23 protein-coding genes are annotated in these 25,805 nt (G+C 64.6%); 20 read left to right on the top strand and 3 right to left on the bottom strand.

Annotated elements, in window-relative coordinates; translation table 11 throughout:
- Positions 1-295: 295 nt before the first annotated feature.
- The 4 genes from AYK61_RS23780 (at position 296) to AYK61_RS23765 (ending at position 4,562) form a co-directional block, all read left to right on the top strand.
- Complete coding sequence (locus AYK61_RS23780; protein WP_183130525.1) at positions 296-1,300, top strand: ice-binding family protein; 1,005 nt, start codon at positions 296-298, stop codon at positions 1,298-1,300.
- Positions 1,288-1,710, top strand: a complete 423-nt coding sequence (locus tag AYK61_RS23775) for a hypothetical protein (RefSeq protein WP_121873371.1) — start codon at positions 1,288-1,290, stop codon at positions 1,708-1,710. The genes AYK61_RS23780 and AYK61_RS23775 overlap by 13 nt, the downstream gene beginning before the upstream one ends.
- A 3-nt stretch (positions 1,711-1,713) precedes the next feature.
- The gene (locus AYK61_RS23770; RefSeq protein WP_220709172.1) at positions 1,714-2,394 is read left to right on the top strand and encodes a class F sortase; all 681 of its coding nucleotides are present in this window, start codon (positions 1,714-1,716) and stop codon (positions 2,392-2,394) included.
- Between the two features lie 101 nt (positions 2,395-2,495).
- On the top strand, positions 2,496-4,562 hold the full coding sequence (locus tag AYK61_RS23765) for a glycosyltransferase family 39 protein (RefSeq protein WP_183130524.1): 2,067 nt from the start codon (positions 2,496-2,498) through the stop codon (positions 4,560-4,562).
- A gap of 85 nt (positions 4,563-4,647) precedes the next feature.
- Here the strand turns inward: AYK61_RS23765 and AYK61_RS23760 are convergent, their stop codons facing one another.
- From AYK61_RS23760 to AYK61_RS23750, 3 genes are all read right to left on the bottom strand, one after another.
- Entirely contained in the window at positions 4,648-6,489 is a 1,842-nt protein-coding gene (locus tag AYK61_RS23760; protein ID WP_121873596.1) for an HNH endonuclease signature motif containing protein, read from the bottom strand.
- Between the two features lie 181 nt (positions 6,490-6,670).
- Complete coding sequence (locus AYK61_RS23755) at positions 6,671-7,069, bottom strand: ASCH domain-containing protein (RefSeq protein WP_121873370.1); 399 nt, start codon at positions 7,067-7,069, stop codon at positions 6,671-6,673.
- 7 nt (positions 7,070-7,076) lie between these two features.
- On the bottom strand, positions 7,077-8,141 hold the full coding sequence (locus AYK61_RS23750; protein WP_183130554.1) for an endonuclease/exonuclease/phosphatase family protein: 1,065 nt from the start codon (positions 8,139-8,141) through the stop codon (positions 7,077-7,079).
- 100 nt (positions 8,142-8,241) lie between these two features.
- Here AYK61_RS23750 and AYK61_RS23745 point away from each other — a divergent pair, with 100 nt between their 5' ends.
- The 16 genes from AYK61_RS23745 (at position 8,242) to tuf (ending at position 25,772) form a co-directional block, all read left to right on the top strand.
- The gene (locus AYK61_RS23745; protein ID WP_121873369.1) at positions 8,242-9,054 is read left to right on the top strand and encodes a TIGR03084 family metal-binding protein; all 813 of its coding nucleotides are present in this window, start codon (positions 8,242-8,244) and stop codon (positions 9,052-9,054) included.
- Positions 9,051-10,745, top strand: a complete 1,695-nt coding sequence (locus tag AYK61_RS23740; protein WP_121873368.1) for an acyclic terpene utilization AtuA family protein — start codon at positions 9,051-9,053, stop codon at positions 10,743-10,745. The genes AYK61_RS23745 and AYK61_RS23740 overlap by 4 nt, the downstream gene beginning before the upstream one ends.
- A complete protein-coding gene (locus tag AYK61_RS23735; protein ID WP_121873367.1) occupies positions 10,742-11,890 on the top strand; it encodes an acyl-CoA dehydrogenase family protein in 1,149 nt (382 codons plus the stop codon). The genes AYK61_RS23740 and AYK61_RS23735 overlap by 4 nt, the downstream gene beginning before the upstream one ends.
- Positions 11,887-13,485, top strand: coding sequence for an acyl-CoA carboxylase subunit beta (locus tag AYK61_RS23730; protein ID WP_121873366.1), 1,599 nt, complete (start codon positions 11,887-11,889; stop codon positions 13,483-13,485). Before AYK61_RS23735 ends, AYK61_RS23730 begins: the two co-directional genes overlap by 4 nt.
- Before the next feature lie 4 nt (positions 13,486-13,489).
- On the top strand, positions 13,490-15,487 hold the full coding sequence (locus tag AYK61_RS23725) for a biotin carboxylase N-terminal domain-containing protein (protein WP_121873365.1): 1,998 nt from the start codon (positions 13,490-13,492) through the stop codon (positions 15,485-15,487).
- A complete protein-coding gene (locus tag AYK61_RS23720) occupies positions 15,484-16,644 on the top strand; it encodes an acyl-CoA dehydrogenase family protein (protein ID WP_121873364.1) in 1,161 nt (386 codons plus the stop codon). Before AYK61_RS23725 ends, AYK61_RS23720 begins: the two co-directional genes overlap by 4 nt.
- Positions 16,644-17,399 (top strand): enoyl-CoA hydratase family protein, encoded by a 756-nt coding sequence (locus AYK61_RS23715; protein ID WP_121873363.1) that lies wholly within the window; start codon positions 16,644-16,646, stop codon positions 17,397-17,399. Before AYK61_RS23720 ends, AYK61_RS23715 begins: the two co-directional genes overlap by 1 nt.
- A gap of 20 nt (positions 17,400-17,419) precedes the next feature.
- Entirely contained in the window at positions 17,420-18,043 is a 624-nt protein-coding gene (locus AYK61_RS23710) for a TetR/AcrR family transcriptional regulator (protein WP_121873594.1), read from the top strand.
- Positions 18,044-18,102: 59 nt separating this feature from the next.
- Entirely contained in the window at positions 18,103-19,509 is a 1,407-nt protein-coding gene (locus AYK61_RS23705) for an amidohydrolase family protein (protein ID WP_121873593.1), read from the top strand.
- A 42-nt stretch (positions 19,510-19,551) separates the two neighbouring features.
- Complete coding sequence (locus AYK61_RS27105; RefSeq protein WP_183130523.1) at positions 19,552-20,079, top strand: hypothetical protein; 528 nt, start codon at positions 19,552-19,554, stop codon at positions 20,077-20,079.
- A 17-nt stretch (positions 20,080-20,096) separates the two neighbouring features.
- Positions 20,097-20,615 (top strand): DUF3558 domain-containing protein, encoded by a 519-nt coding sequence (locus AYK61_RS23690; RefSeq protein ID WP_121873592.1) that lies wholly within the window; start codon positions 20,097-20,099, stop codon positions 20,613-20,615.
- A complete protein-coding gene (locus AYK61_RS23685; protein ID WP_121873360.1) occupies positions 20,612-21,139 on the top strand; it encodes a DUF3558 domain-containing protein in 528 nt (175 codons plus the stop codon). The genes AYK61_RS23690 and AYK61_RS23685 overlap by 4 nt, the downstream gene beginning before the upstream one ends.
- Before the next feature lie 295 nt (positions 21,140-21,434).
- Positions 21,435-21,809, top strand: coding sequence for a 30S ribosomal protein S12 (gene rpsL, locus AYK61_RS23680; protein WP_008714048.1), 375 nt, complete (start codon positions 21,435-21,437; stop codon positions 21,807-21,809).
- A 1-nt stretch (position 21,810) separates the two neighbouring features.
- Positions 21,811-22,281 carry a 30S ribosomal protein S7 gene (rpsG, locus tag AYK61_RS23675; RefSeq protein ID WP_003941856.1) on the top strand — a complete coding sequence of 157 codons (471 nt, stop codon included), beginning with the start codon at positions 21,811-21,813 and terminating at the stop codon, positions 22,279-22,281.
- A gap of 95 nt (positions 22,282-22,376) precedes the next feature.
- Positions 22,377-24,479 carry an elongation factor G gene (gene fusA, locus AYK61_RS23670; RefSeq protein ID WP_121873359.1) on the top strand — a complete coding sequence of 701 codons (2,103 nt, stop codon included), beginning with the start codon at positions 22,377-22,379 and terminating at the stop codon, positions 24,477-24,479.
- A 102-nt stretch (positions 24,480-24,581) separates the two neighbouring features.
- Positions 24,582-25,772, top strand: coding sequence for an elongation factor Tu (gene tuf / locus AYK61_RS23665; RefSeq protein ID WP_032380840.1), 1,191 nt, complete (start codon positions 24,582-24,584; stop codon positions 25,770-25,772).
- The last annotated feature ends 33 nt before the right edge of the window (positions 25,773-25,805 follow it).

Raw genomic sequence — 25,805 nt, 5'->3', positions numbered from 1 at the left:
CTACACGTGGTGTGCTGTAGCTCTACACCGTAGAGATACGGGGAAACTCATAGTTGCGGAGTGGGCATGAGCCTCCGCTGAACTCTCACTTTGTCGCCCTGCTGAAGCCAATCGGCCGGCGACATCTCCCCAGTACGCCGCGATACCTCGACGCCCCTGACGTTTGTCAGTGATTTCGTCGAACGTCTCGGAAATCACTTGCAACGCAATGGACTCGTCGGGGGACCGATTGCGTGAACTACGAAGTCGGGCAACATGTCTGCTTCGCCCCCACCAGCAGAACGGTATGCAATCCATGCCCGCTACAGAGCACAGCCGCACGTCGACCCCCATCAGGCGCAGGGGCAGAACCCTCGCTCCACTCGCCGGTTCGGTCGCGTTGGCCACCAGCGCACTCATGCTGATCACTGCATCTCCTGCCGTTGCTCAGCCCACCACCGTGGGCCTCGGAACCGCAGGAACTTTCGCCGTACTGGCCGGGTCCACGGTCACCAACACCGGCACGTCGACCATCAGCGGTGACGTCGGTGTCAGCCCAGGTGAAGGTGAGCCCCCCAGCGTCACCGGATTTCCACCCGGCTTGGTCACCGGCGGAGTGATCCACGACCGCGATACCGTTGCTGCACAGGCACAATCGGATCTCACCGTCGGCTACAACGATGCTGCCGGTCGAACCGGCCCGGCGAACGTCGGAGTGGAGCTCGGCGGGCAGACTCTTCTCGCCGGACTGTACGGAGGATCGGGCACGCTCGGCCTGACCGGAAGGCTGACACTGGACGCCCAGGGGAACTCGGATGCCGTGTTCATCTTCCAGGCGGCGTCGACCCTGATCACAGCCTCCGAGAGCGAGGTATTGCTCACCAACGGGGCCAACCCGTGCAACGTGTTCTGGCAGATCGGTAGCTCCGCGACGTTGGGGACCGATACCGAGTTCGTCGGCACCGTCATGGCGCTGGAGTCCATCACCGCCACCACCGGCGCCACCGTCGACGGACGCTTGCTTGCCCGGAACGGTGCCGTGACTCTGGACTCGAACAGGATCACCCGACCGAACTGTGCAACCGTCATTCCTCCGACGACCACAACACCCCCGATCACCACGACACCCCCGGTGACCACTACGCCTCCGGTGACCACTACGCCTCCGGTGACCACTACGCCCCCGGTGACCACTACCCCTCCGGTCACCACGACGCCCCCGGTGACGGTGGCGGTACACCGGGTACCCCGGGTGACGGTGGCGGTACGCCGCCGATCGTCATCGAAGTACCCCCGATCATCCCGGGTGTGCCGCCGGTGATCACGATCCCGCCGATCCCGGGTCTCCCGACGCCTGAACTGCCGAACACCCCGGGTGTCCCCAACGTGCCGGAACAGCCGAACACCCCGAATCAACCGAACACTCCCAACACGCCGAATCAGCCGAACACCCCCAACACTCCGAACCAGCCGAACACTCCCAACACACCGAACACGCCTGATCAGCCCAACACCCCGAACCAGCCGAACACACCGGGTGGGCCGGATCAGCCGGGCGCCTACAACCCGGGTGGGCAGATCACCCAGATTCCGAACGGTGGCGTCGATACCGGTGATGGCAGCACTGTGTCATCCTCTGACGCAACGTCGTTCGCTCCGATGTGGACCCTGCTGGCAGTGCTCGCGGTCGGTGCAGTCTCTGCCCTGACTCTGACTCGTCGTCGGAACTGATCGGTGAGACCTACCGTCGAGGTATCGGTACCTCTGGCTGAATCCGCCCGCACCACGACCCGTCCTCGGGCCGTGGTGCGGGCCGTGGCAGCGGCCTGCTTCATGCTGCTGTTACTGGTTGCCGGCTGCGCAACGCCCTCGGATGCCGGCCCCTCGCAGAACGATTCGACGTCCTCGTCTTCTTCGGCTCCTGCCGCCGTCGCCCCGACGGACGACGTTGCAGCCCAATCGTCGTCGGCTCCCGGGTCACCACCTGCGCGCCTCGAGATCGGTGCGATCGGCGTGGACTCCGATGTGATGGGTCTGGGTCTGCGTCCGGACGGCTCGATGGAAGTTCCCGCAGGCGGTTTCCCCGCCGGTTGGTACACCGGGTCGCCGGTTCCGGGGCAACTGGGACCGTCGATCGTTGCGGGGCATGTGGATTGGGGCGGCAGCCCCGGTGTCTTCTACCGGCTCCGTGATCTCGAACAGGGCGACGATGTCACCGTCGTCAGCCAGGACGGCACCACGGTCCGATTCGTCGTCAGCGCGGTGGAGCAGTATCCGAAGGATGCGTTCCCCACCGACAAGGTCTACGGAGACATCGACCACCCCGGCTTGCGCTTGATCACCTGTGGCGGCCAATTCGACTCGGACATCTCGAGTTACGACGACAACATCGTCGTGTACGCCGATCGCGTCTGAGCGAACCATAGGCTCACAGCAAGTTCGCAGGCTGCTCCCAGCCCGGCCGACGGTCCATCGCACATTCTCGTAGTCGACAACTTCGACGAACAGGATCTGCGATGACTGCCCAACTCGACCGACCGGCCGCGATGCCTCCGTCGCACGCCCGCCAGCCGTCCTGGCAGGACAGGTGGTGGTATCGACGCCGGCACCTGCTCGGGCTGCTGGTTCTGCTCGCCGCCACAGCGACGCTGTACCTGTGGAACCTGACGGCAAGTGGCTACGCGAACACCTTTTACGCCGCTGCGGTGCAGGCAGGCACCAAGGACTGGACGGCGTGGTTCTTCGGATCGCTCGATTCCGAGAACTTCATCACCGTGGACAAACCGCCGGCCGCACTGTGGGTGATGGGACTGTCGGCTCGTGTGTTCGGGTTCTCCAGCTTCAGCTTGCTTCTGCCGCAGGCGTTGATGGGTGTCGCCGCCGTGGCGACGGTGTACGCCGCGGTCAAGCGAGTCGCGAACCCCACGGCCGGTTTGCTCGCCGGCTTCGCCCTGGCGTCGGTTCCGGCGGCGGCGTTGATGTTCAACTTCGACAATCCCGACGCGCTGCTGGTTCTCCTCATGACGCTCGGCGGCTACTTCGTCGTGCGGTCTCTGCAGACACCAGCGGGGCGACGTGCCGCGATGTGGCTCGCGTTGGCCGGTGTGGCGCTGGGATTCGCGTTCCTCACCAAGATGTTGCAGGGACTGCTGGTGCTGCCGGCGTTCGGTCTCACGTATCTTGTTGCGGGACAGGCACAGTTACGGGCCCGGTTGTTGCATCTCATTGGTGCGTTTGCGGCGCTGATCGTCGCTGCGGGGTGGTGGGTGTTGACGGTTCAGCTGTGGCCGGAGAGTGCCCGACCGTACATCGGCGGATCCACCGACAACACGGTCATGGATCTGGTGCTCGGGTACAACGGCCTCGGACGCATCTTCGGTAACACCGGTGGTGGTGGGATGGAGGCTCCGGCCGGAATGAGGGCCGGGGCTGCCGGATCGAGCTTCGGGGGGTCGACCGGACTGGACCGGCTGTTCGGCAGTGAGATGGGAATACAGATCTCCTGGCTCATCCCGGCGGCCTTGGTGGCGCTGGTGTTCGGGTTGATCGCTCGTGGCCGAGCACCACGTACCGACCTGCTGCGCGCATCCCTGATTCTGTGGGGCGGTTGGTTTCTGGTGACTGCGCTGATCTTCAGCTACATGTCCGGAACCATCCACCCGTACTACACCGTCGCGCTGGCTCCGGCTCTCGCGGGCATGATCGGAACCGGCGGCTACGCGCTGTGGCTCCGACGCGAATCGGTTTGGGGCAGAGCTGGTATGGCGTCGGTGATGATCGCGGCCGGAATCTGGAGTTGGGTGCTGTTGCAGCGCAACGCGGACTGGCTGCCGGCGTTGAAATGGATCCTGTTGGTGGGAACCGTCGTCGCTGCCGTCATGATCCTGATTGCCGGGCGCTACACGAAGCTCACAGCGGCAGCACTGATTCTCGGTGCCGTGGCCGGTCTTGGCGGCGGGGCGTCGTACGCCATCGCTACGACTACCAACGCGCACAGCGGATCCATCCCCACCGCAGGCCCGACCGGTGCAGTCACCGACGGCGGGATGGGTGGCATGGGTGGCGGAATGCCTACCGGTGGAATGCCGCCCGGTGGAATGCCGAACGGTGCTGCGGTCCCGGACGGTGCTGCGGCTGCGGCGGAACTGCCGGCTGGATTCGGCAGCGGTGACGGCGGTACGGGCGACACGGACGGTATGCCCAGCATGGGTGGCGGTATGGGCGGTGAGTCCAACGAGGAGTTGTCGGCTCTGCTCGAGTCCACGACGACGAAATGGTCTGCTGCGGTGAACGGTTCCATGTCGGCTGCGGGGTACGAGTTGTCGTCCGATACTGCGGTCATGGCAATCGGCGGTTGGAGCGGTGATCCTGCGCCGTCGCTCGACGAGTTCATCGAGTACGTCTCCAACCATGAAGTGACGTACTACGTGTCCGGTGGGATGGGTGGCGGTATGGCCCGCGGGGGAATGGGCGGCGACTCGGAGAGTACGTCCTCGCAGATCCAGGAATGGGTCGAGGCGAACTTCACGGCCACCACGGTCGGCGGCGCGACGGTGTACGACCTGAGTCCCTTCGCAGGCTGACGCCCGCGAACCGAACGGGCACAGTTGTTCCGCCGCAGACACGTTCGACTGCGGCGGAACGCCTGTGTGTACTTCCCGGGCTCGGTCAGAAGGGCGGTGGCTCGTCCTCGGGTGCCGAGGTGGGTATCGGGGTCGGGTGTGCTTCCGCCGGCGTCGGAGTCGACGAATCACGCTGATGCGCTGTCCCTCTCGGCTTCGAGTGGATCTTCGGCAGGTGGCTGGAGTCCGCGAGTTGCGTCGTGCCGGGAACGGTGACTGCGGTGGTGCGGGCATCGGAGATCCAGAACTCGACACCATCGGCGAGCATGACAGGAGTCCACAGGCCCATGGTCTTGAGGCTGTGGTGGTAGCGGCACAGGCAGTGCAGGTTGGTGTCGACGGTCCAGCCTCCCGTCGAGGGGTTGCGATGGAAATACGGGACGATGTGGTCGATCTCGCATTGCTGGGCCGGGACGTCGCAGCCAGGATGTCGGCAGGTGCGATCGCGATACCGAATACGTTCTGCAAGTGCAGTAGTGGGCCGATAGACGAGCGCTCCGGGTGGTGGCAGCACAAGACCGCCGTGCCCGTCCGGGTGCAGTGCGAGCCCGAGCGCGGGATCTGCGGCAATCGCGGCTTCGAGTTCGGCAACGAAGGTGTAGGTGCCGCGATACGGCGTGGCGACACAGCTGCTTCGCGGTGGTTGTGCGGACTCCTGCGCCCGCGGGGGCCGAGGAACAGAACCGCCGACGCGACGACGACCGCCGCCCAGCGGATGAAACACCACATGCGACCTGCTGCCCTCGGACCTGCTGTTCCTCGTCTTGCGTTCCTTCGATCCCCGGGGCTTCTTCTGGCCACCTCTCGATCCGCTGTGGTTCGTCCTGCTGCCGCCGTCGTCGACCCTGCTTTCGGCACCCTTGTCTTCGGTGCCTGCGCCATTCTCGGTGTCGAGGTCGATGAGTGATTCCAGGTCTTCGCCGTAACCGAGTGTCTCGGCAAGGTTGCGTGCCTCGGTGAGAAGAATCTGCCAGTGAGCGTTGTCGGCGAGTTCCCGGGCGTACTCGGCATCGATGGTGCCGTGCCCGGACAGGTGAGCAGGATTGGACAGCAGACCGGCGAGCGTGGCGAGGTCGACCGTGATCACCGTCAGCGGCGCACGCCGATCCGGGCGTGAGGTATCGGCCGTGCACGGGTTTTCCTCGGTAGGTTCGCACATACATGCCATCGAAGACTCCTGTTGCAGCAGAGCGACATACGCGGCCGCACGCTTCTGCCCTCGGGTCCGTGAATCGCGCCGACAGACGGTGGCGGCCATCTCGTTGATGAGTTGCCAGGCAGCTGCGGCGTCGGCCGCGGTGAGGTCGGCCTTCAGCGTCGACAGCACATCTTTGTCGGTGTACGTGACGTTGGTGTGCCGTTCCAAGTCCTTGCGTAGAGCGGCAGCCTGCTCGGGTGCGATGCGAAACATGATCGACCAGATTTCCGTCGCCAGCGGGCCCGGTGACAGGCGTCGCGCAGCGCACAGAACCTCGCCTTGGACGGCCGTCGCCGCGTCCTGCGTCAGGTTGTGGGTGCAGCGATATATCGCGCGGACGCGAGGCAGATCGAGTTCGCCGGCCTCGAACGCGGCCGCGACGGCAGGAAGCCGAAGTCGAAGGTCCATTCCGACCTCGGCGTATGTGTTCGCGACGGTCTTCGAGCAACCCAGGACGTGCGCAATTTCGGAAGCCGCATAGTTGCCCGCGTCATGAATGACATCACCGACGAGCACGTTCTGATGAATGCATGCGTCCCAGATGGCGGCGGCCAGAGCGACCTTGCGAGCGCACGCCTGATTCTCCAGAATCGCGACGTCGCGGAGCTCGCCCAGCACTGCGCTGTCGATGTACGGCTTCGATTGTGGGCCGAGATAGGCCGCGAACCGACTGCGCGTCGATGTGGTCACTGTGTCATCGCCCCCCGGCAGATGGTCCAACAAAAAGTAGAACGTGCGTTCGATAGTACGCCTATGCGACACGTCCGTCAACACCAATAGTGTTGCGGCGAAACAGAATCGACGTGCACGCGCCTATACACCGACCCACCGACACGAAGTCTTGACCCTGACGCTGCGTCAGGGCGCGCGGTCACACGAGTGTGAACCGTTCCAGCACCACTTGGGTGTCGTCGTTCACGGTGAAGTGTGGATCGCCCAGTTCTTCGCGGACCTCCGCCGACTGCCAGAATCTCTCGTGCCCAGCCCGCCATTGCGCGACATCGATGTACCCTTCACCCTCGTCGAGGGCGTGGCGCAATGAAACGTCCTTCAGTGCAACGATATCGACCGCAGCAGTCTCGATGACTCCGACGACGACACCCGCCGAATCCACCACCGCGCCGCGTTCGCCGACTCTCGGCAGCTCCTCGTCGACATACTGCGCCAACAGGCTTGCTGTGCTGGTCTTCTCGCCGGAAAGAACGGCCGCGACCAGGGCGTCCCGCAGGGGGCCGGGGTACGCGAATTCGACAATCGGTAGATCGGTCACGCACCCATCATATTTCGAGGTCGGCCCACACCAGTCGGTGGTCCGAGGGATGCTCGGCCTGATTCGGCCAATACACCTGCGAATCGATCACCGTCAGATCGTCCGAGGGCAGTACGTAGTCGACGCGCAGGTCACCGGGCGTCGGGTCGGCGAAATCGGCTGTGTCCGTGCCATGGTCAGCCGAGGTGGGTGCCGGATCCTGAACCCGAGGAAGGTCGAGGACCTGCGCGATGGCACCGGCAACCGAATCGCCGTCGACCGGATCGCTGTTCTGATCTCCCAGCATGACGAACGATGCTCCGTCCTCCAGCCCGCCGCGCACACCGTTGTCGTCGTAGAGGTAGTCCGCACCCGAGATGTAGTCGGCACTGAGCCTGATCTCGTCGTGGTTGCGCTTGCCGTTGCGATCTTCGGGTCCGTCGAAGGACGGGGGAGTGGGGTGCGACGCAAGCACGTGCAGCGTATTCCCGTTCACATCGATCGGCACGTCCCAGTGCGATTTGCTGGACAGTCGAAGCTGGTCGGACACGTCGCCGTAGTAGTCGCGTGGCAACAGTGAATCCGGCATGTCCTTCCACAGAAAATTCTGGAACGTGCGTACCGAATCGGTCGCGATCGGGAACTTCGAGTACACGACCATCCCGTACTGGCCCGGGAACTGGCCGAACCCCCAGGCGTCGCCCGGCCCGCCGAGTTCGCCGTCCCGGTCCAGGTCGAGTCCCGAATCGACGCCGGTGTTCACGGGCGCAGTGAAGAAGTGTGGGTACTGCCCGTCGAGGTAGTTGTCGTTGAACAAGGCCACTGCGTCGTCGCCCGAATAGTCGAACTCGTTGACCAGCAACACATCCGGTGAGTTCGCGGCGATGACATCCGCCGCAGCCCGAGCCTGGGCATTCTCACCGGTCAGATCGGTCACCAGCTGCCCGGCCACCGGCCGATTGAGGCTGGCGTTGTATGTCGCCACTCGTATCGGCGTCGTGACCGATTCGAGTCGGTCGGCATCAGGGTCGGACGAGGAGCAACCGGCGGCCATGACGGCGAGGGTAACGGCGACGGGCACGAGTCTCGACATTCTCACGCTCGTCACCGTAGAGACGGCAAACGAACACGAGGTTACGAATTAACAAGCAGGCGTGCTTGCTTTTTTCGGAGCCTCCTGTGAAGCTGGGTTCATGGCAGACCTCGACCTTCTCGTCGACGACCTCCGCGCCGAGGGCAACGACCTCGATGCACTCGTGGCCGAGCTGAACCCGGAGCAATGGGCGGCACCGACTCCGGCCGCGGGCTGGACCGTCGCGCACCAGATCGCGCATCTTTCCTGGACCGATCACGTCGCGGAGCGAACTACGTCCGCAGCGTCCGGCGATACCGAGGCCAAGGAGGAGTTCGCTCTCACTCTGAAGAAGGCATGGGAGAACCCCACCGGCTTCGTCGACGAGGCTGCCGAAGAAGAATCTCGTAACCCGAACCTTCTGAGCGAATGGCGAACCCGACGCACCGCCATGACGGACGCGCTGATGCAGGTGCCGTCCGGGACCAAGATCGACTGGTTCGGCCCCCCGATGAGTGCGGCGTCCATGGCCACAGCGCGTCTGATGGAGACCTGGGCGCACGGTCAGGATGTCGCCGACGCGGTGGGCGTCACCCGCGTTCCCACCGACCGAATCCGCGGAGTCGCGCACATCGGCTTCCGCACAAGGGATTTCGCTTACGCGGTCAACCAGCAGGCTCCGCCCACCGAACCGTTTCGAGTCGAGCTCACCGCGCCGTCGGGAGAGCTCTGGACCTGGGGACCCGAGAGTGCCGACCAGCGGGTGAGCGGTCCCGCACTCGACTTCTGCCTCCTCGTCACCCAGCGCGCTCACCGCGACGACCTCGGCATCCACGCCGAGGGAACCGATGCCGCGCACTGGCTCACCATCGCCCAAGCCTTCGCGGGCCCTCCCGGGGGCGGACGACCACAGTCAGGACGAGCGACAGCATGACAGTACGAATCGGCAATTGTTCCGGCTTCTACGGAGACCGGCTGTCTGCGATGCGCGAGATGCTCGAGGGCGGCGAACTCGACTACCTCACGGGTGACTACCTCGCCGAGCTGACGATGCTCATTCTCGGCCGCGATCGTATGAAGGACGCGACCCGTGGTTACGCCAAAACCTTTCTGCGGCAGGCAGAAGACTGCCTGGGCTTGGCCCTGGACAAGGGTGTCAAGATCGTCGCCAACGCAGGTGGACTCAATCCCCGAGGCCTGGCCGAGGCCTTGGAGAAGCTGGACTCCGGCGCGAAGATCGCCTACGTCGACGGCGACGACCTCCTCGGCAGAGCGGCTGAACTCGACCTCGGTAGCCCGCTGACCGCAAATGCCTACCTCGGCGCGTGGGGCATCGTGGAATGCCTGAACTCCGGGGCAGACGTCGTCGTCACCGGGCGCGTCACCGACGCCAGTGTGATCGTCGGACCTGCTGCGGCCCACTTCGGCTGGACTCCAACCGATTACGACGCGTTGGCCGGGGCCGTGATCGCCGGGCACGTCATCGAGTGCGGAACGCAGGCGACGGGTGGCAACTACTCCTTCTTCACCGAGATCGCAGACATGTCCAGGCCCGGATTCCCCATCGCCGAGATCGAGTCCGACGGTTCGTCCGTCATCACCAAGCACGAGGGCACCGGCGGTGCCGTCAGCGTCGGTACCGTGACCGCTCAGCTGCTGTACGAAATCACCGGCGGGCGTTACGCGAACCCCGACGTCACCGCGCGCATCGATTCGGCGATCCTGTCGCAGGAGTCCAGTGATCGGGTGTCCATCACCGGCGTGACCGGCGAAGCTCCACCGCCCACCTACAAGGTTTCGCTCAACTCGCTCGGCGGGTTCCGCAACGAATTCACCATGGTGCTCACCGGTCTCGACATCGAGGCCAAAGCAGAACTGGCGCAACGGCAATTCGAGTCCTGGCTCACTGCGCGGCCCGCCGAGCTGGACTGGACCCTGGTCCGTACCGACAAGCCCGACGCCGCGACCGAGGAGACGGCCAGCGCCCTGCTGCGCTGTGTTGCGCGCGACAGCAACCCCGATGCCGTCGGACGTCAGTTCTCGGCGGTAGCAGTCGAACTGGCACTGGCAAGCTATCCCGGATTCTCGGTGACCGCGCCACCCGGAAACGGAGCGCCGTACGGAGTGTTCACGGCAGGCTTCGTCGACGCAGCCGAGGTACCGCACACCGCACACCTGGCCGACGGGACCGAAACTTCCGTGGCTCCGTCGCAGCAGACGCAGGTACTGGAGCCCGTGAAAGAACCGGCGCTGCCGGCTCCGAGAGCAGCCGAAGCGACCATCAGGCTTCCGCTCGGCACCATCGCCGCGGCCCGAAGCGGTGATAAGGGCGGCAACGCCAACGTCGGGGTCTGGGTTCGCACCGACGACGAATTCTCCTGGCTGGTCCACGCATTGACGGTCGAGACTCTGAAGCAGATGCTTCCCGAGGCCGAGCCGCTCACCGTCACCCGCCACGTTCTGCCCAATCTGCGGGCCGTGAACTTCGTCATCGAGGGCATCCTCGGCCAGGGCGTCGCATCGCAGGCCCGATTCGATCCACAGGCCAAGGGGCTCGGTGAGTGGCTGCGGTCGCGGCACATCGACATTCCCGAAACCCTCGCTTACAAGGGAGAACTCGTATGAGTATCTGGACCACGCCGGAGCGTCAGCAGCTTCGAAAGACCGTGCGCAGCTTCGTCGAACACGACATCGCACCGCACATGAATCAGTGGGAAGCCGACGGCGAGATTCCACGTGATTTGCACAAGAAGGCGGCGGCTCTCGGTCTGCTGGGAGCAGGCTTTGCCGAGGAGGTCGGTGGCAGCGGCGGGGATCTGGCCGACGCGGTCGTGATCTGCGAGGAAATGCATCAGGCAGGCGCGTCGGGTGGCTTGTTCGCATCGCTGTTCACCTGCGGAATTGCGTTGCCGCACTTGATTGCGGCCGGTGATCGGCAGCAGATCGAGAAGTGGGTCGAGCCCACGTTGGCGGGGGAGAAGATCGGCTCGCTGGCGATCACCGAGCCGGGTGGCGGTTCGGACGTCGGCCACCTCAGGACGAAGGCGGTCAAGGACGGCGATCACTACGTCGTCAACGGATCCAAGACGTACATCACCTCGGGGTGCCGAGCTGATTTCGTCGTCACTGCGGTACGTACCGGAGGCGAAGGCGCAGGCGGTGTCTCCTTGCTCGTCATCGAGAAGGGCACACCCGGGTTCGAGGTGACGAGCAAGCTCGACAAGATGGGTTGGCGCGCATCGGACACCGCGGAGCTGTCGTTCGTCGACGCCCGCGTCCCCGTCGCCAATCTCGTCGGTGCCGAGAACAGCGGCTTCGCGCAGATCGCGCAGGCATTTCTCACCGAGCGCATCGCTCTCGCCGCTCAGGCCTACGCCAGCGCGCAGCGATGCCTCGATCTCACTCTGCAGTGGGTCCGCGATCGCGAGACCTTCGGAAAGCCCCTTATCGCACGGCAATCCGTGCAGAACACCGTCACCGAAATGGCGCGAAAGATCGACATCGCGCGGGTCTACACGCGATCCCTCGTCGAGAGGTCCATGGCTGAGAAGCACGACTTCATCGCCGAGGTCTGCTTCGCGAAGAACACCGCCGTCGAGTCCGGAGAGTGGGTCGCCAATCAGGCGGTACAGCTCTTCGGCGGGCTCGGCTACATGCGTGAGAGCGAGGTCGAGCGGCAGTACCGCGATATGCGCATCCTCGGCATCGGCGGCGGGACAACCGAAATCCTCACCGGGCTGGCAGCGAAACGATTGGGGTACCAGGCATGAGCGTGCTCAAGTCCACCCTCGACACCGCATCGGAGCAGTACACCGGAAGCGTCGAGGCGATGAACACCAAACTCGGCGAGATCGACGCCGAGCACTCGAAGGCTCTGCTCGGTGGCGGTCAGAAGTACGTCGAGCGACACAAGAAGCGCGGCAAGCTTCTGGCACGTGAACGCATCGAGTTGCTGATCGACGAGGACTCGGCATTTCTCGAACTGTGCCCACTCGCGGCCTGGGGCAGCGACTTTCCCGTCGGGGCCAGCACCGTCATGGGTATCGGCGTCGTCTGCGGCGTCGAATGCCTCATCGTGGCCAACGATCCGACGGTCCGCGGCGGAGCCAGCAACCCGTGGACGCTGAAGAAGGGTTTCCGCGGCAACGACATCGCCACGCAGAACCGGCTTCCGGTGATCTCCCTGGTCGAATCCGGTGGAGCCGATCTGCCGACGCAGAAGGAGGTGTTCATCCCGGGTGGTCGCATGTTCCGTGATCTGACGCAGCTCTCGGCGGCGGGCATCCCCACGATCGCCCTGGTGTTCGGCAACTCCACCGCCGGTGGCGCGTACATCCCCGGCATGTCCGATCACGTCGTCATGGTCAAGGAACGCTCGAAGGTCTTCCTTGCCGGCCCACCGCTGGTCAAGATGGCCACCGGCGAGGATTCGGACGACGAGTCGCTCGGTGGGGCCGAGATGCACGCCCGAAAGTCCGGTCTCGCAGACTATTTCGCCGTCGACGAGCAGGATGCCATCCGCATCGGACGCAGCATCGTCTCCCGATTGAACTGGAAGAAGAAGGGCCCCGAGCCTCGCGTCGAGGTCATCGAGCCACTGGCCGACCCCGAGGATCTGCTCGGCATCGTCCCCACAGATCTGAAGATCCCCTTCGATCCGCGCGAGGTCATCGCCCGCATCGTCGACGGTTCCGACTTCGACGAGTTCAAGCCCATGTACGGCGGATCGCTCGTCACCGGATGGGCCGAGCTGCACGGATATCCGATCGGCATTCTCGCCAATGCCCGCGGTGTGCTCTTCAGCGAAGAATCGCAGAAGGCAACGCAGTTCATCCAGCTCGCCAATCGGTCGAACACCCCACTTCTGTTCCTGCACAACACCACCGGCTACATGGTCGGCAAGGAATACGAGGAGGGCGGGATGATCAAGCACGGCTCGATGATGATCAACGCCGTGTCCAACTCCACGGTGCCGCACATCTCCATTCTGCTCGGTGCGTCCTACGGAGCCGGTCACTACGGCATGTGCGGACGCGCGTTCGATCCGCGATTCCTCTTCGCCTGGCCGTCCAGCAAATCCGCCGTCATGGGCGGCGCGCAACTCGCAGGTGTCATCTCCATCGTCGGGCGCGCCGCCGCCGAAGCTCGCGGACAAGCCTTCGACGCCGAAGCCGATGCCGGAATGCGCGCGATGATCGAAGGCCAGATCGAGGCCGAGTCGATGCCGATGTTCCTCTCCGGACGCCTGTACGACGACGGCGTCATCGACCCCCGTGATACCCGCACGGTGGTGGGAATGTGCCTGTCGGCCATCGCCACCGCCCCGATCGAAGGCACCGCCAACTTCGGTGTCTTCCGGATGTGACGCCATGACCATAACGTCCGTTCTCGTAGCCAACCGCGGCGAAATCGCCCGACGCGTCTTCACCACCTGCCGCGCCGAGGGCATCGACACCGTAGCGGTGTTCTCCGACGCCGACGCGAACTCCCCGCACGTGCGTGAGGCCGATACGGCAGTGCGGCTACCCGGCAACAGTTCGGCCGAGACGTATCTGCGCGGCGAGCTCGTCATCGCGGCAGCTGCGGCCGCCGGAGCCGACGCCGTGCATCCGGGATACGGGTTCCTTTCCGAGAACTCCGATTTCGCGCAGCAGGTGCAGAACGCCGGCCTGACCTGGATCGGGCCGCCCGTCAAGGCCATCGAACTGATGGGCTCGAAGGTCGAGTCCAAGAAGATGATGGCCGACGCCGGAGTTCCGGTGCTGACCCAGCTCGATCCCGGGTCGGTCACCGAGAACGAACTGCCGGTGCTGATCAAGGCCTCCGCGGGCGGCGGCGGGCGCGGCATGCGCATCGTGCGCAACCTCGAGAACCTGGAGTCGGAGCTCGAAGCAGCTGGGCGCGAGGCACTCTCGGCCTTCGGCGACGGAACGGTGTTCGTCGAGCGGTACATCGAGACCGGTCGACACATCGAAGTGCAGGTCATGGCAGACCGATTCGGCACGGTGTGGACGGTGGGCGAGCGTGAGTGCTCGATCCAACGCAGGCATCAGAAGGTCGTCGAGGAGGCGCCGTCGCCGCTCGTCGAACGCATCGACGGCATGCGCGAGAAGCTCTTCCACGCGGCGACGCTGGCCACCGAGGCTATCGGCTACGAGGGCGCGGGCACCGTCGAATTCCTCGCCGACGAGAAGGGCAACTTCTTCTTCCTCGAGATGAACACCCGTCTGCAGGTGGAGCACCCGGTCACCGAATGCACAACCGGACTCGACCTGGTGGCCTTGCAGATCAGGGTCGCCGCGGGGGAGCGGTTGCCCGCCGAGCAACCGACGACGCGTGGACACTCCATCGAAGTTCGCCTCTACGCAGAGGATCCGGCTCAGGACTGGCAGCCGCAGAGCGGTGCCGTGCACCGATTCGAGATCCCCGGTGCGCAGTTCGAGGTGCTGGCCAAGGCGAGCAGGAGTGGAGCCCGCGGAACGACCCGGGGATACATCAGAGTCGATTCAGGTGTCGAGACCGGCAGCGTGGTGGGCACTCACTACGACCCGATGCTCGCGAAGGTCATCTCGTTCGCGCCGACGCGGGATCAGGCTGCGAATCTACTGGCGAAAGCGTTGCAGAAGGCCACCGTTCACGGCCTGAAGACCAACCGCGATCTGCTGGTCAACATCCTGCGACATCCGGCGTTCCTGGCCGGGGACACCGACACGGCGTTCTTCGACACGCACGGACTCGATGTCCTGGCTCGGCCGATCGCACACGGCCGTGCCCAGGAACTGTCGGCTCTCGCAGCAGCTTTGGCCGACGCAGCGAGCAACGTCGAGCGAGCGCGGGTGAACCGGGGTCTGCCCGGCGGCTGGCGCAATCTGCGGTCTCAACCGCAGCGCAAGACCTACAACGACATCACCGTCGAATATTCGATCGGGCGCAGCGGACTCACCTCCTCGGTGGACGGCGTCGAACTGATTCAGCACACCCCGACCTCGGTGACGCTCGACGACAACGGCATTCGTCGCATCTTCGAGGTGAGCAGCTACGGATCGGATGTCTTCGTCGATTCCGCACTGGGTCCGGTCAGGTTGATCAAGGCCCCGCGGTTCACCGATCCCACGGACGAGGTCGCGGCGGGTTCGCTGCTCGCACCGATGCCGGGCAGCGTCATCAGAATCGCTGCGGCGCAGGGCGATACCGTCACCGCCGGCCAGCCGATCCTGTGGCTCGAGGCGATGAAGATGGAACACACGGTGACCGCACCCGCAGACGGTGTCCTCGCCGAACTGAACGTCACAGAAGGTCAACAGGTCGAAGTCGGCGCAGTTCTGGCCGTGGTCACCGAAAAGACAGAAGGAGCGGAGCAATCATGAGTTTCATCGAGACCGAAGAGCAGAAGGGACTGCGCAACGCAGTCTCGTCACTGGGCAAGCGCTACAACTACATCGACTACGTCCTGCCCAAGGCGCGCAAGGGTGAGCCGCTGACCGAACTGTGGAACGAGGCGGGCAAACTCGGCTTCCTCGGCGTCAATCTGCCCGAGGAGTACGGCGGCGGTGGCGCAGGCATCTACGAACTCGCGCTCGTGCAGGAGGAGTTGGCCGCGCACGGAGCCGGTCTGCTGCTGGTCGTGGTCAGCCCGGCCATCTGCGGCACCATCATCGGCAAGTACGGCACGGCCGATCAGAAGCAGGAGTGGCTCACCGCTCTCGCCGACGGTTCCAAGATCATGGTCTTCGGCATCACCGAACCCGACGCCGGATCCAACTCGCACCAGATCACCACCACGGCGCGTCGTGACGGGGACGAGTGGATTCTCAAAGGCAACAAGATCTATATCTCGGGTGTCGATCAGGCCGACGCCGTGTTGATCGTCGCGCGGACCGAGGATTCCAAGACGGGCAAGCTCAAGCCTGCCCTGTTCATCGTGCCCACGGACGCTCCGGGTCTGCAGAAGACGCAGATGGAGATGGACATCGTCGAGCCCGATCATCAGTTCGTGCTGTTCCTCGACGACGTCAGGCTCCCCGCCGAGGCGCTCGTCGGCGAGGCCGACGCCGCCCTGATGCAGCTGTTCGCGGGACTGAACCCCGAGCGCATTCTCGGTGCCGCGATGGCCATCGGAATGGGTCGGTACGCCATCGACGCAGCGGTGAAGTACGCCAAGGAGCGCACCGTCTGGAAGACGCCGATCGGCGCTCACCAGGGTCTCGCGCATCCGTTGGCGCAGTGCAAGATCGAACTCGAACTCGCCAAGCTGATGATGCAGAAGGCCGCGGTGCTCTACGACTCCGGCGACGACTTCGGCGCTGCCGAGGCGGCCAACATGGCGAAATACGCTGCGGCCGAGGCCAGTATCAAGGCGCTGGATCAGGCGATCCAGACCCACGGTGGTGCCGGCCTGAGCAGGGAGTACGGCTTGGCTGCGATGCTCGGGGCTGCCCGCATTGCCCGCGTCGCGCCGGTGAGCCGAGAGATGATCCTCAACTTCGTGAGCCAGCACTCGCTCGGACTGCCGAGAAGCTACTGATGGCCGTTCTCGTCGAGTCGGGCAAGGACACAGCGTATTTGACGTTGGATTCGCCGGAGAACCGGAACGCGCTGTCGTCGGTTTTGGTCGAGGAGCTGACAGCGGGCCTCATCGCTGCGGCGCACGACGACGACGTCAGAACGATCGTGCTCGGCCACACCGGGACCACGTTCTGCGCCGGAGCCGACCTCCGAGAAGCCGGAGCATCACCGGAGCTGCGCACCCGGCAGATGCTCGACCTGATGCGGTTGATCATCGACACCCCGAAACCCGTCGTCGTGCAGATCGACGGGCACGTGCGAGCAGGCGGGATGGGGCTGGTCGCGGCCTGCGATATCGCGGTTGCCGGACCCCAGAGTTCGTTCGCGTTGACGGAGGTTCGCCTCGGCCTGGCCGCATCGGTCATCTCGGTGGCCGTGCTGCCGCGGCTTTCGTCCCGTGCGGCGAGTCGCTATTTCCTCACCGGGGAGACGTTCGACGGTGCCACCGCCGAGGCGATCGGTCTGGTCACCGTTGCCGACGCCGTTCCCGCGGCAGCGGTGGCCGACTACATGATCATGTTTCGGAAGTGTTCGCCGCAGGGCCTGGCCGAGTCGAAACTCCTCACCACGGCCGCGATCCGGCGCGAGATCGACGAGCGCGGTACGGCCGTCGCCGAGCAGTCGGCCAGGCTCTTTGCGTCCGACGAGGCCCGAGAGGGGATGATGTCCTTTCTGGAGAAGAGGCCCCCGTCCTGGGCGGCCGAGCGTCGGTAGGAGGGAGTACGGCGATGGTGATGGCGCGCGAACCCAAGCAGGACCGCAGCAGGGTGACGCGTCAGCGACTGCTGGAGGCGACGATCGATTCGCTCGCGGAGCAGGGCTGGGTTGCAACGACGGTCGGCGTGGTCGCCGAACGTGCAGGCGTATCCCGCGGCGCGACCCAACATCATTTCCCGACGCGTGAGGACCTGATCACCGGAGCACTCGAGTACATGTTCGACACTCGGATGGACAGCGCGCGCCGCGAGGCACAGGAGATTCCGGCGGGCCCCGGCCGGACGAAGCTGGTGGTGGAGCGGCTCGTCGAGTACTACACCGGACCGATGTTCAAAGCGGCACTTCAGGTCTGGACTGCCGCGTCGGCCGACCCCGAGTTGCGCGATCGGATCGTTCCGCTCGAGGAACGGTTCGGTCGCCGTGCCCACCAGATGGCCGTGGAGAACCTCGGTGTCGACGACAACGATCCCGTCACCCACCGTCTCGTCCAGGCAACTCTCGACCTCGCTCGTGGCCTGGGCCTCGCCGATGTGCTCACCGACGACGCACGACGACGTGCCGAGGTGGTGCGCTCGTGGGCAGAGGTACTGGATGCGTCGTTGAACGCGCGGCTGTCCGCCGCTCCGGCGGGAGCGCGCTAGACCCACACGATCTGCGTCGCAGCGCAACCTGTGCTTGAGTCTGGCGGGTGACTTCCGATATCGCACGCGTGCACCGCGGCCACATCTTTCACGTCGCGGGCTCGCCCACGGTGCTCGACGCTGCGGCCTCGTTGGTGTCGATTCCCGACGGTGTGCTCGTGGTGTCGGACGCTGGAGTGATCGAGTTCTGCGGCGAGTTCAATTCTCTCCCAACCCAATTCGCGCAGTTGTCGATTGCGGATCATCGACCGGGGTTTCTGTTGCCCGGTTTCGTCGACACGCACGTTCACTTCCCGCAGACCTACGCCGGAGATTCCTACGGCGGTGGGCAACTGCTCGAGTGGCTGAACACCTGCATCTTCCCGTCCGAGTCCCGCTTCGCCGATCCCGAGTTCGCTGCCGCTGCGGCCAGAGACTTCTGCGCCGCGCGAATCCGAGCGGGCACCACGCAGGCGATGGTGTTCGGATCGGCCTTCCCGCATGCGCAGGATTCGCTGTTCTCCGAGACGCTCGAGCACGGGCTGCGCATCGTCAGTGGACGCGGAGTCCAGACCACCGGGCCCGCGTCGGCGCGCGCCTTGATCACCGGTGAGGACGAGGCCATCCGGCTGGTGTCCGAGGAGATCGACAAGTGGCACGCAGCCGACACCGGCGACGTCGACACGGCGATGCTGCACGTGGCCGTCGTACCGCGGTTCTCGCTCTCGGTGACGACGGAAACGCTGAAGAACCTCGGCGAGCTCTACGATTCCGTTCGCGCGCGAGGCGTCTACTTCCACACACACCTGAACGAGAACAACCGGCCCGGAACCGGCGAGATCGACGCCACCAAGAAGGCCTACGGGGTGGACACGTACCTCGACACCTACGACGGCAAGTTCCTGCCGGGCTCGCAGGTCGGCGGAAAGAGCTTCCTGGGTCGACGCACCATCCTGGCCCACGCGGTGCACTGTCAGGACGTCGAACTCGCACGAATGGCCGAGACCGGCACGTCCATCGCGCACTGTCCTACCTCGCAGCAGTTCCTGGGCTCGGGCACCATGCCCTGGATGCGGACCGTGGCCGCGGGGGTGAACATCGCCATCGGGTCGGACTTCGGCGGCGGTGACGAGTGGTTGCTGCCGCAGGTCCTCGCCGACGCGTTCAAGGTGCACATCTCCGAGGCCGGCGACGCCGGACTGTCCCTGCATCCCGCCGAATTGCTGTTCACCGGAACACTCGCCGGGGCCCGCGCACTGGACATGGAGAACCGAATCGGCAATTTCGATGCGGGCAAGGAAGCCGACTTCGTCGTGGTAGACCCGTCCGCCTGGCCGCAGCTCGCGGCGGCAGTAGACCATGGCGTCCGCGCCGAGGATCCCGAGCTCGCCCGCGACCAGACCCTGTTCGCGCTGCTGATGGCGATGCGCGAGCCCGCCATCGTCGGCGTCTACGTCCAGGGCCGGAAGCTCGCCGCTTCGCGGTAACGTATGGCGACTCGCTTCCAAAGGATCAGGAGACACACAGGTATGGCTCGTCGGACTCGATTCGGTCTACTCGCAGCTGCAATCGCAGCTGCGGGCACCATGGCCCTCGCGCCGGTCGCACAGGCCCAACCGCCTGCCGATGCGCCGCCCGCACCCACCGAGAACGCGCCTGCGCCCCCGCCCGGGCCTGCTCCCGTGCCCGTCCTGCAGATTCCCAACCTCGGGGTCACCGTCGGCGGACTCGTCGTTCCGGATCAGTGGATCGGCACGATCGAGGTCGCCAGCACCGAGACGCCGGGACTGACCCACATCTGGGGCCGCGCCGCTGAGCCGCGGATCTGCACGTCGTACCAGAACTTCGCCAGCCTGCAGGTGGACTTCGTCAACATCGCCAACGGACGCACCGGGTCGGTGAACGCACCGATCTGCCAGCAGGGCAACGGCGTGTTCGTGCCCTCGGGCCCGGTCGTCGCAGACACCGGAAGCGGCCCGGTCCTGTTCACCGCACACGTCCTCGCCTACGGCATCCTGTTCGACATTCCCGGCGTCGGCGGATTCTCGGCCCCGTAGATGTGAGCGCCTGGCAGATGACGAGACGGTTCGCGATGGTCGCGGCGGCAACAGCTGTGCTGATCGCCGGGTGCGGCGGTGCGGAGGACGACGCTGCGTCGACGGAGGACGCTGCCCCGACCAGCGCGGCATACGAACCCGGCCCCTTCTTCGGCGAATGCGGATCGGTCACCGACGCCGAGGTGCAGTCCGCGTTCGCCGCGGGCCCGTTCGGACAGGTCACCCGCAATTCCGTCGGTTGCCAGTGGGAGACGGTCGGCTTCGGCGGACCCGGCGTCAGCTTCTCCTGGTACCGCGGCAGCCCCATAGGACGCGAACGCGCCGGTTCCGAGCTGATCGGCCGTCCGGCGAAAGACATCGAGATCGACGGCAACCCCGGATTCGAGGCCGAGCAGGACACTCTGTGCGAAATAGGTGTGCAGTTCGGCGACGACTTCTTCCACTGGTCGATCACCTACTCCTTCGGACCTGCGGCGCGCCCGCCGTGCGACGTCGGAAACGAACTCGCGACGCTGACAGTGGAGCGCAAACAATGACGCGCAGGCGAGTGATCGCGGCGGCGTCGACCCTGTTGCTCGTCGCCGGATGCGCCCAGACCGTCGAGGGAACCGCGAGACCGGCGAGCTTCGCAGGCTCCGGTGGCCAAGAATTCACCGAATTGTTGACCGAGTGCGATGCCGTCTCCGACGATCAGATCGCCGAGACCACCGGTGCCGACGCCATCGAACGCGGCTTCTTCGGGGCCATCTGCCGGTGGGATCTCGTAGGTTCCGCGGGCACGGTGAAGGTGACGTTCAACTGGTTCGAGTCCGGCACTCTGGCGGCCGAGCGGGCCGCCGACGAGAAGATGATGTACACCGTCACCGACACAACGGTGCAGGGCCGCAAGGCAATCCAGGCCCAGCGCCCGAACGACCCCGACTCGTGCGGGGTCTCGGCCGGTGCGGATCGGGACGGCATCTTCGGGTGGTGGGTGCAGTACCAGCCGGACACCGCTCATCCCGATCCGTGCCAGGCCGCGGCGAAGCTCGCCGATCTCACGCTGAACCTCAGTCGATAGCCCGCGTACCCACGCGAGGGGTGTTTTGACCCGAGGTGACGCCGCCGGGTATCGTTATGGGTCGTGTCCGGCCTGGCCGGAACGTTTGTGTGCCTATGCGAGGTACAGCCGTGCGCACGTTCGCTGAAAAGAGCGCGCAACCGGCTGGACGTGTGGGGGTATGCGACACACCCGACCGCGGGGTGCAAGAGACCCGCGATAGCAGTACTGGAGCAGCAGCAGTACCGGGTGAGGAGCAGTGTTCTCTTGCTCCAACTGCTAGATCCCTGTTTATCGACACGAAGAAAGCCGGTTTATGCCAACGATCAACCAGCTGGTCCGTAAGGGACGCACCGACAAGGTCGCGAAACTGAAGACCGCTGCCCTCAAGGGCAGTCCACAGCGCCGTGGCGTGTGCACTCGCGTGTACACCACCACCCCCAAGAAGCCGAACTCCGCTCTCCGTAAGGTCGCGCGTGTTCGCCTGACCTCCTCGGTCGAGGTCACCGCATACATCCCCGGTGAGGGTCACAACCTGCAGGAGCACTCGATGGTGCTCGTTCGCGGTGGTCGTGTGAAGGACCTCCCGGGTGTGCGTTACAAGATCATCCGCGGCTCGCTCGACACCCAGGGTGTCAAGAACCGCAAGCAGGCTCGCAGCCGCTACGGAGCCAAGAAGGAGAAGAGCTGATATGCCACGCAAGGGCCCAGCACCCAAGCGGCCGCTGATCAACGACCCGGTCTACGGATCGCCGTTGGTCACGCAGCTCGTCAACAAGATCCTTCTCGACGGCAAGAAGTCGACCGCAGAGCGCATCGTCTACCAGGCGCTCGAGCAGGCTCGCGAGAAGACCGGCACCGACCCCGTCGTCACGCTCAAGCGTGCACTCGACAACGTCAAGCCGGCCCTCGAGGTTCGCAGCCGTCGCGTCGGTGGCGCCACCTACCAGGTGCCCGTCGAGGTTCGTCCCGGCCGCTCCACCACGCTGGCACTGCGCTGGCTGGTCACGTTCTCGCGCGCTCGCCGTGAGAAGACCATGGTCGAGCGTCTGGCAAACGAGTTGCTCGACGCCAGCAACGGCCTCGGTGCCGCTGTGAAGCGTCGCGAAGACACTCACAAGATGGCCGAAGCCAACAAGGCGTTCGCTCACTACCGCTGGTGATCTCCTCGCTCGGGCGGTATTCGGAACTATCCGATGCCGCCGGAGCGTTGATCAGCTCAGGCAATACCTCTTCCAACACCAAGGCGGGTTAACTCGTGGCACAGGACGTGCTGACCGACCTACTCAAGGTCCGCAACATCGGCATCATGGCCCACATCGATGCCGGCAAGACCACCACTACCGAACGCATCCTCTTCTACACCGGTATCTCGTACAAGATCGGTGAAGTTCACGATGGCGCAGCCACCATGGACTGGATGGAGCAGGAGCAGGAGCGTGGCATCACGATCACCTCTGCTGCCACGACGTGCTTCTGGAACGACAACCAGATCAACATCATCGACACCCCCGGTCACGTCGACTTCACCGTCGAGGTGGAGCGTTCGCTCCGCGTCCTCGACGGCGCAGTCGCAGTGTTCGACGGCAAAGAAGGTGTCGAGCCGCAGTCCGAGCAGGTCTGGCGTCAGGCCGACAAGTACGACGTGCCGCGCATCTGCTTCGTCAACAAGATGGACAAGCTCGGCGCGGACTTCTACTACACCGTGCAGACCATCATCGATCGTCTCGGAGCCAAGCCGCTGGTCATCCAGCTGCCCATCGGCGCTGAGAACGACTTCGAGGGCGTCATCGACCTCGTGCAGATGAAGGCTCTCGTGTGGAGTGGCGAGACCAAGCTCGGCGAGAAGTACGAGATCCAGGAGATCCCGGAAAACCTCAAGGAGCGCGCGGACGAGTACCGCACCATGCTGCTCGAGACCGTGGCCGAGTCCGACGAAGCGCTTCTGGAGAAGCACTTCGGTGGCGAAGAGCTCACGATCGACGAGATCAAGGGCGCCATCCGCAAGATGACGGTCAACAGCGAGCTGTACCCGATCCTGTGTGGATCCGCGTTCAAGAACAAGGGCGTTCAGCCCATGCTCGACGCGGTCATCGACTACCTCCCGTCTCCCCTCGACGTTGCCGAGACCATCGGACACGCCGTCGGCGACGAGGAGAAGGAGATCACTCGCAAGCCGTCCGCAGACGAGCCGTTCGCAGCTCTCGCGTTCAAGATCGCGACTCACCCCTTCTTCGGCAAGCTGACCTACGTCCGGGTGTACTCGGGCAAGGTCGACTCCGGCGCTCAGGTCATCAACTCGACCAAGGGCAAGAAGGAGCGTCTGGGCAAGCTCTTCCAGATGCACTCCAACAAGGAGAACGCGATCGCGACCGCATCTGCCGGTCACATCTACGCCGTCATCGGCCTCAAGGACACCACGACGGGTGACACGCTCTGCGATCCGCAGAACCAGATCATCCTCGAGTCCATGAGCTTCCCGGACCCGGTCATCCAGGTCTCGATCGAGCCGAAGACCAAGTCCGACCAGGAGAAGCTGGGAACAGCAATCCAGAAGCTCGCCGAAGAGGATCCCACCTTCTCGGTGAAGCTGGACGAGGACACCGGCCAGACCGTCATCGGCGGCATGGGCGAGTTGCACCTCGACATCCTCGTCGACCGTATGCGTCGCGAGTTCAAGGTCGAGGCCAACGTCGGCAAGCCGCAGGTCGCGTACCGCGAGACCATCCGCAAGACGGTCGACAAGCACGACTACACCCACAAGAAGCAGACCGGTGGCTCCGGCCAGTTCGCGAAGGTCATCATCAAGCTCGAGCCTTTCGAGGGCGAAGACGGTGCGACCTACGAGTTCGAGAACAAGGTCTCCGGTGGTCGTGTGCCCAGGGAGTACATCCCCTCGGTCGACGCAGGTGCTCAGGACGCCATGCAGTACGGTGTTCTCGCCGGATACCCCCTGGTCAACGTCAAGGTCACACTGCTCGACGGTGCGTACCACGACGTCGACTCGTCGGAAATGGCCTTCAAGGTCGCCGGCTCACAAGCGTTCAAGGAAGCCGCTCGCAAGGCCAGCCCCGTCATTCTCGAACCCGTCATGGCCGTCGAGGTCATCACGCCCGAGGATTACATGGGTGAGGTCATCGGCGACCTGAACTCCCGCCGTGGTCAGATTCAGGCCATGGAGGAACGCAGCGGTGCCCGTATCGTCAAGGCACTGGTTCCGCTGTCGGAGATGTTCGGCTACATCGGAGACCTTCGGTCGAAGACGCAGGGCCGCGCAAACTACTCCATGGTCTTCGATTCGTACGCAGAAGTTCCCGCGAACGTCGCGAAGGAAATCATCGCGAAGGTGAACGGAGAGTAATTCTCTCCGCTTGCTGGACCACGCTCGACCTGTAATAAGAAACAACACATACGCGTGCTTGCCCCGCAGGGGTACGCACAGATCAGTCCAGGAGGACACACAGTGGCGAAGGCGAAGTTCGATCGGACGAAGCCGCACGTCAACATCGGCACCATCGGTCACGTTGACCACGGTAAGACGACGCTGACGGCTGCAATCACCAAGGTTCTGCACGACAAGTTCCCGGACCTGAACGAGGCATCGGCTTTCGATCAGATCGACAAGGCTCCGGAGGAGAAGGCTCGTGGTATCACGATCAACATCTCCCACGTCGAGTACCAGACCGAGAAGCGCCACTACGCGCACGTCGATGCACCGGGTCACGCCGACTACATCAAGAACATGATCACCGGCGCGGCACAGATGGACGGCGCAATCCTGGTCGTGGCAGCAACCGACGGCCCGATGCCGCAGACCCGCGAGCACGTACTGCTCGCCCGCCAGGTCGGTGTTCCGTACATCCTGGTCGCACTGAACAAGGCCGACATGGTCGACGACGACGAGATCATCGAGCTCGTTGAGATGGAGGTCCGCGAGCTCCTCGCTTCGCAGGAGTTCGACGAGGACGCACCGGTCATCAAGGTCTCCGCACTCAAGGCACTCGAGGGTGACGAGAAGTGGGGCGAGTCGGTTCTGGAGCTCATGCAGGCCGTCGACGATTCCGTCCCGGACCCGGTCCGTGAGACCGACAAGCCGTTCCTCATGCCCGTCGAGGACGTCTTCACCATCACCGGCCGTGGCACCGTGGTCACCGGACGTATCGAGCGCGGCTCGGTCAACGTCAACGAAGAGGTCGAGATCGTCGGCATCCGCCCCGGCTCGACCAAGACCACCGTCACCGGAATCGAAATGTTCCGCAAGCTGCTCGACTCGGGTCAGGCAGGCGACAACGTCGGCCTCCTCGTTCGTGGCATCAAGCGCGAAGACGTCGAGCGTGGACAGGTCATCATCAAGCCGGGCACCACGACTCCCCACACGGAGTTCGAGGGCAACGCTTACATCCTCTCGAAGGACGAGGGCGGCCGCCACACGCCGTTCTTCAACAACTACCGCCCGCAGTTCTACTTCCGTACCACGGACGTTACGGGCGTCGTGACCCTTCCCGAGGGCACCGAGATGGTCATGCCCGGTGACAACACCGAGATGTCCGTCACGCTGATCCAGCCGGTCGCCATGGATGTCGGCCTCCGTTTCGCAATCCGCGAGGGCGGTCGTACCGTCGGAGCCGGTCGCGTCACGAAGATCGTCAAGTGATCTAGTTCCACCAGCTGTACCTGAAGCGGCACT

Source organism: Rhodococcus sp. SBT000017 (assembly GCF_003688915.1).
Taxonomy (GTDB): Bacteria; Actinomycetota; Actinomycetes; order Mycobacteriales; family Mycobacteriaceae; genus Rhodococcoides.
The sequence above is the reverse complement of the archived record's forward strand: the minus strand, read 5'-3'. Positions and strand labels throughout refer to the sequence as shown.

Bases quoted from the DNA above. Each gene is read 5' to 3' on its own strand.
- AYK61_RS23780 (WP_183130525.1), top strand. From the start codon at position 296: ATGCCCGCTACAGAGCACAGCCGCACGTCGACCCCCATCAGGCGCAGG.
- AYK61_RS23765 (WP_183130524.1), top strand. From the start codon at position 2,496: ATGACTGCCCAACTCGACCGACCGGCCGCGATGCCTCCGTCGCACGCC.
- AYK61_RS23750 (WP_183130554.1), bottom strand. From the start codon at position 8,141: ATGTCGAGACTCGTGCCCGTCGCCGTTACCCTCGCCGTCATGGCCGCC.
- AYK61_RS23745 (WP_121873369.1), top strand. From the start codon at position 8,242: ATGGCAGACCTCGACCTTCTCGTCGACGACCTCCGCGCCGAGGGCAAC.
- AYK61_RS23740 (WP_121873368.1), top strand. From the start codon at position 9,051: ATGACAGTACGAATCGGCAATTGTTCCGGCTTCTACGGAGACCGGCTG.
- AYK61_RS23735 (WP_121873367.1), top strand. From the start codon at position 10,742: ATGAGTATCTGGACCACGCCGGAGCGTCAGCAGCTTCGAAAGACCGTG.
- AYK61_RS23730 (WP_121873366.1), top strand. From the start codon at position 11,887: ATGAGCGTGCTCAAGTCCACCCTCGACACCGCATCGGAGCAGTACACC.
- AYK61_RS23725 (WP_121873365.1), top strand. From the start codon at position 13,490: ATGACCATAACGTCCGTTCTCGTAGCCAACCGCGGCGAAATCGCCCGA.
- AYK61_RS23720 (WP_121873364.1), top strand. From the start codon at position 15,484: ATGAGTTTCATCGAGACCGAAGAGCAGAAGGGACTGCGCAACGCAGTC.
- AYK61_RS23715 (WP_121873363.1), top strand. From the start codon at position 16,644: ATGGCCGTTCTCGTCGAGTCGGGCAAGGACACAGCGTATTTGACGTTG.
- AYK61_RS23710 (WP_121873594.1), top strand. From the start codon at position 17,420: ATGGCGCGCGAACCCAAGCAGGACCGCAGCAGGGTGACGCGTCAGCGA.
- AYK61_RS27105 (WP_183130523.1), top strand. From the start codon at position 19,552: ATGGCTCGTCGGACTCGATTCGGTCTACTCGCAGCTGCAATCGCAGCT.
- AYK61_RS23690 (WP_121873592.1), top strand. From the start codon at position 20,097: ATGACGAGACGGTTCGCGATGGTCGCGGCGGCAACAGCTGTGCTGATC.
- AYK61_RS23685 (WP_121873360.1), top strand. From the start codon at position 20,612: ATGACGCGCAGGCGAGTGATCGCGGCGGCGTCGACCCTGTTGCTCGTC.
- rpsL (WP_008714048.1), top strand. From the start codon at position 21,435: ATGCCAACGATCAACCAGCTGGTCCGTAAGGGACGCACCGACAAGGTC.
- rpsG (WP_003941856.1), top strand. From the start codon at position 21,811: ATGCCACGCAAGGGCCCAGCACCCAAGCGGCCGCTGATCAACGACCCG.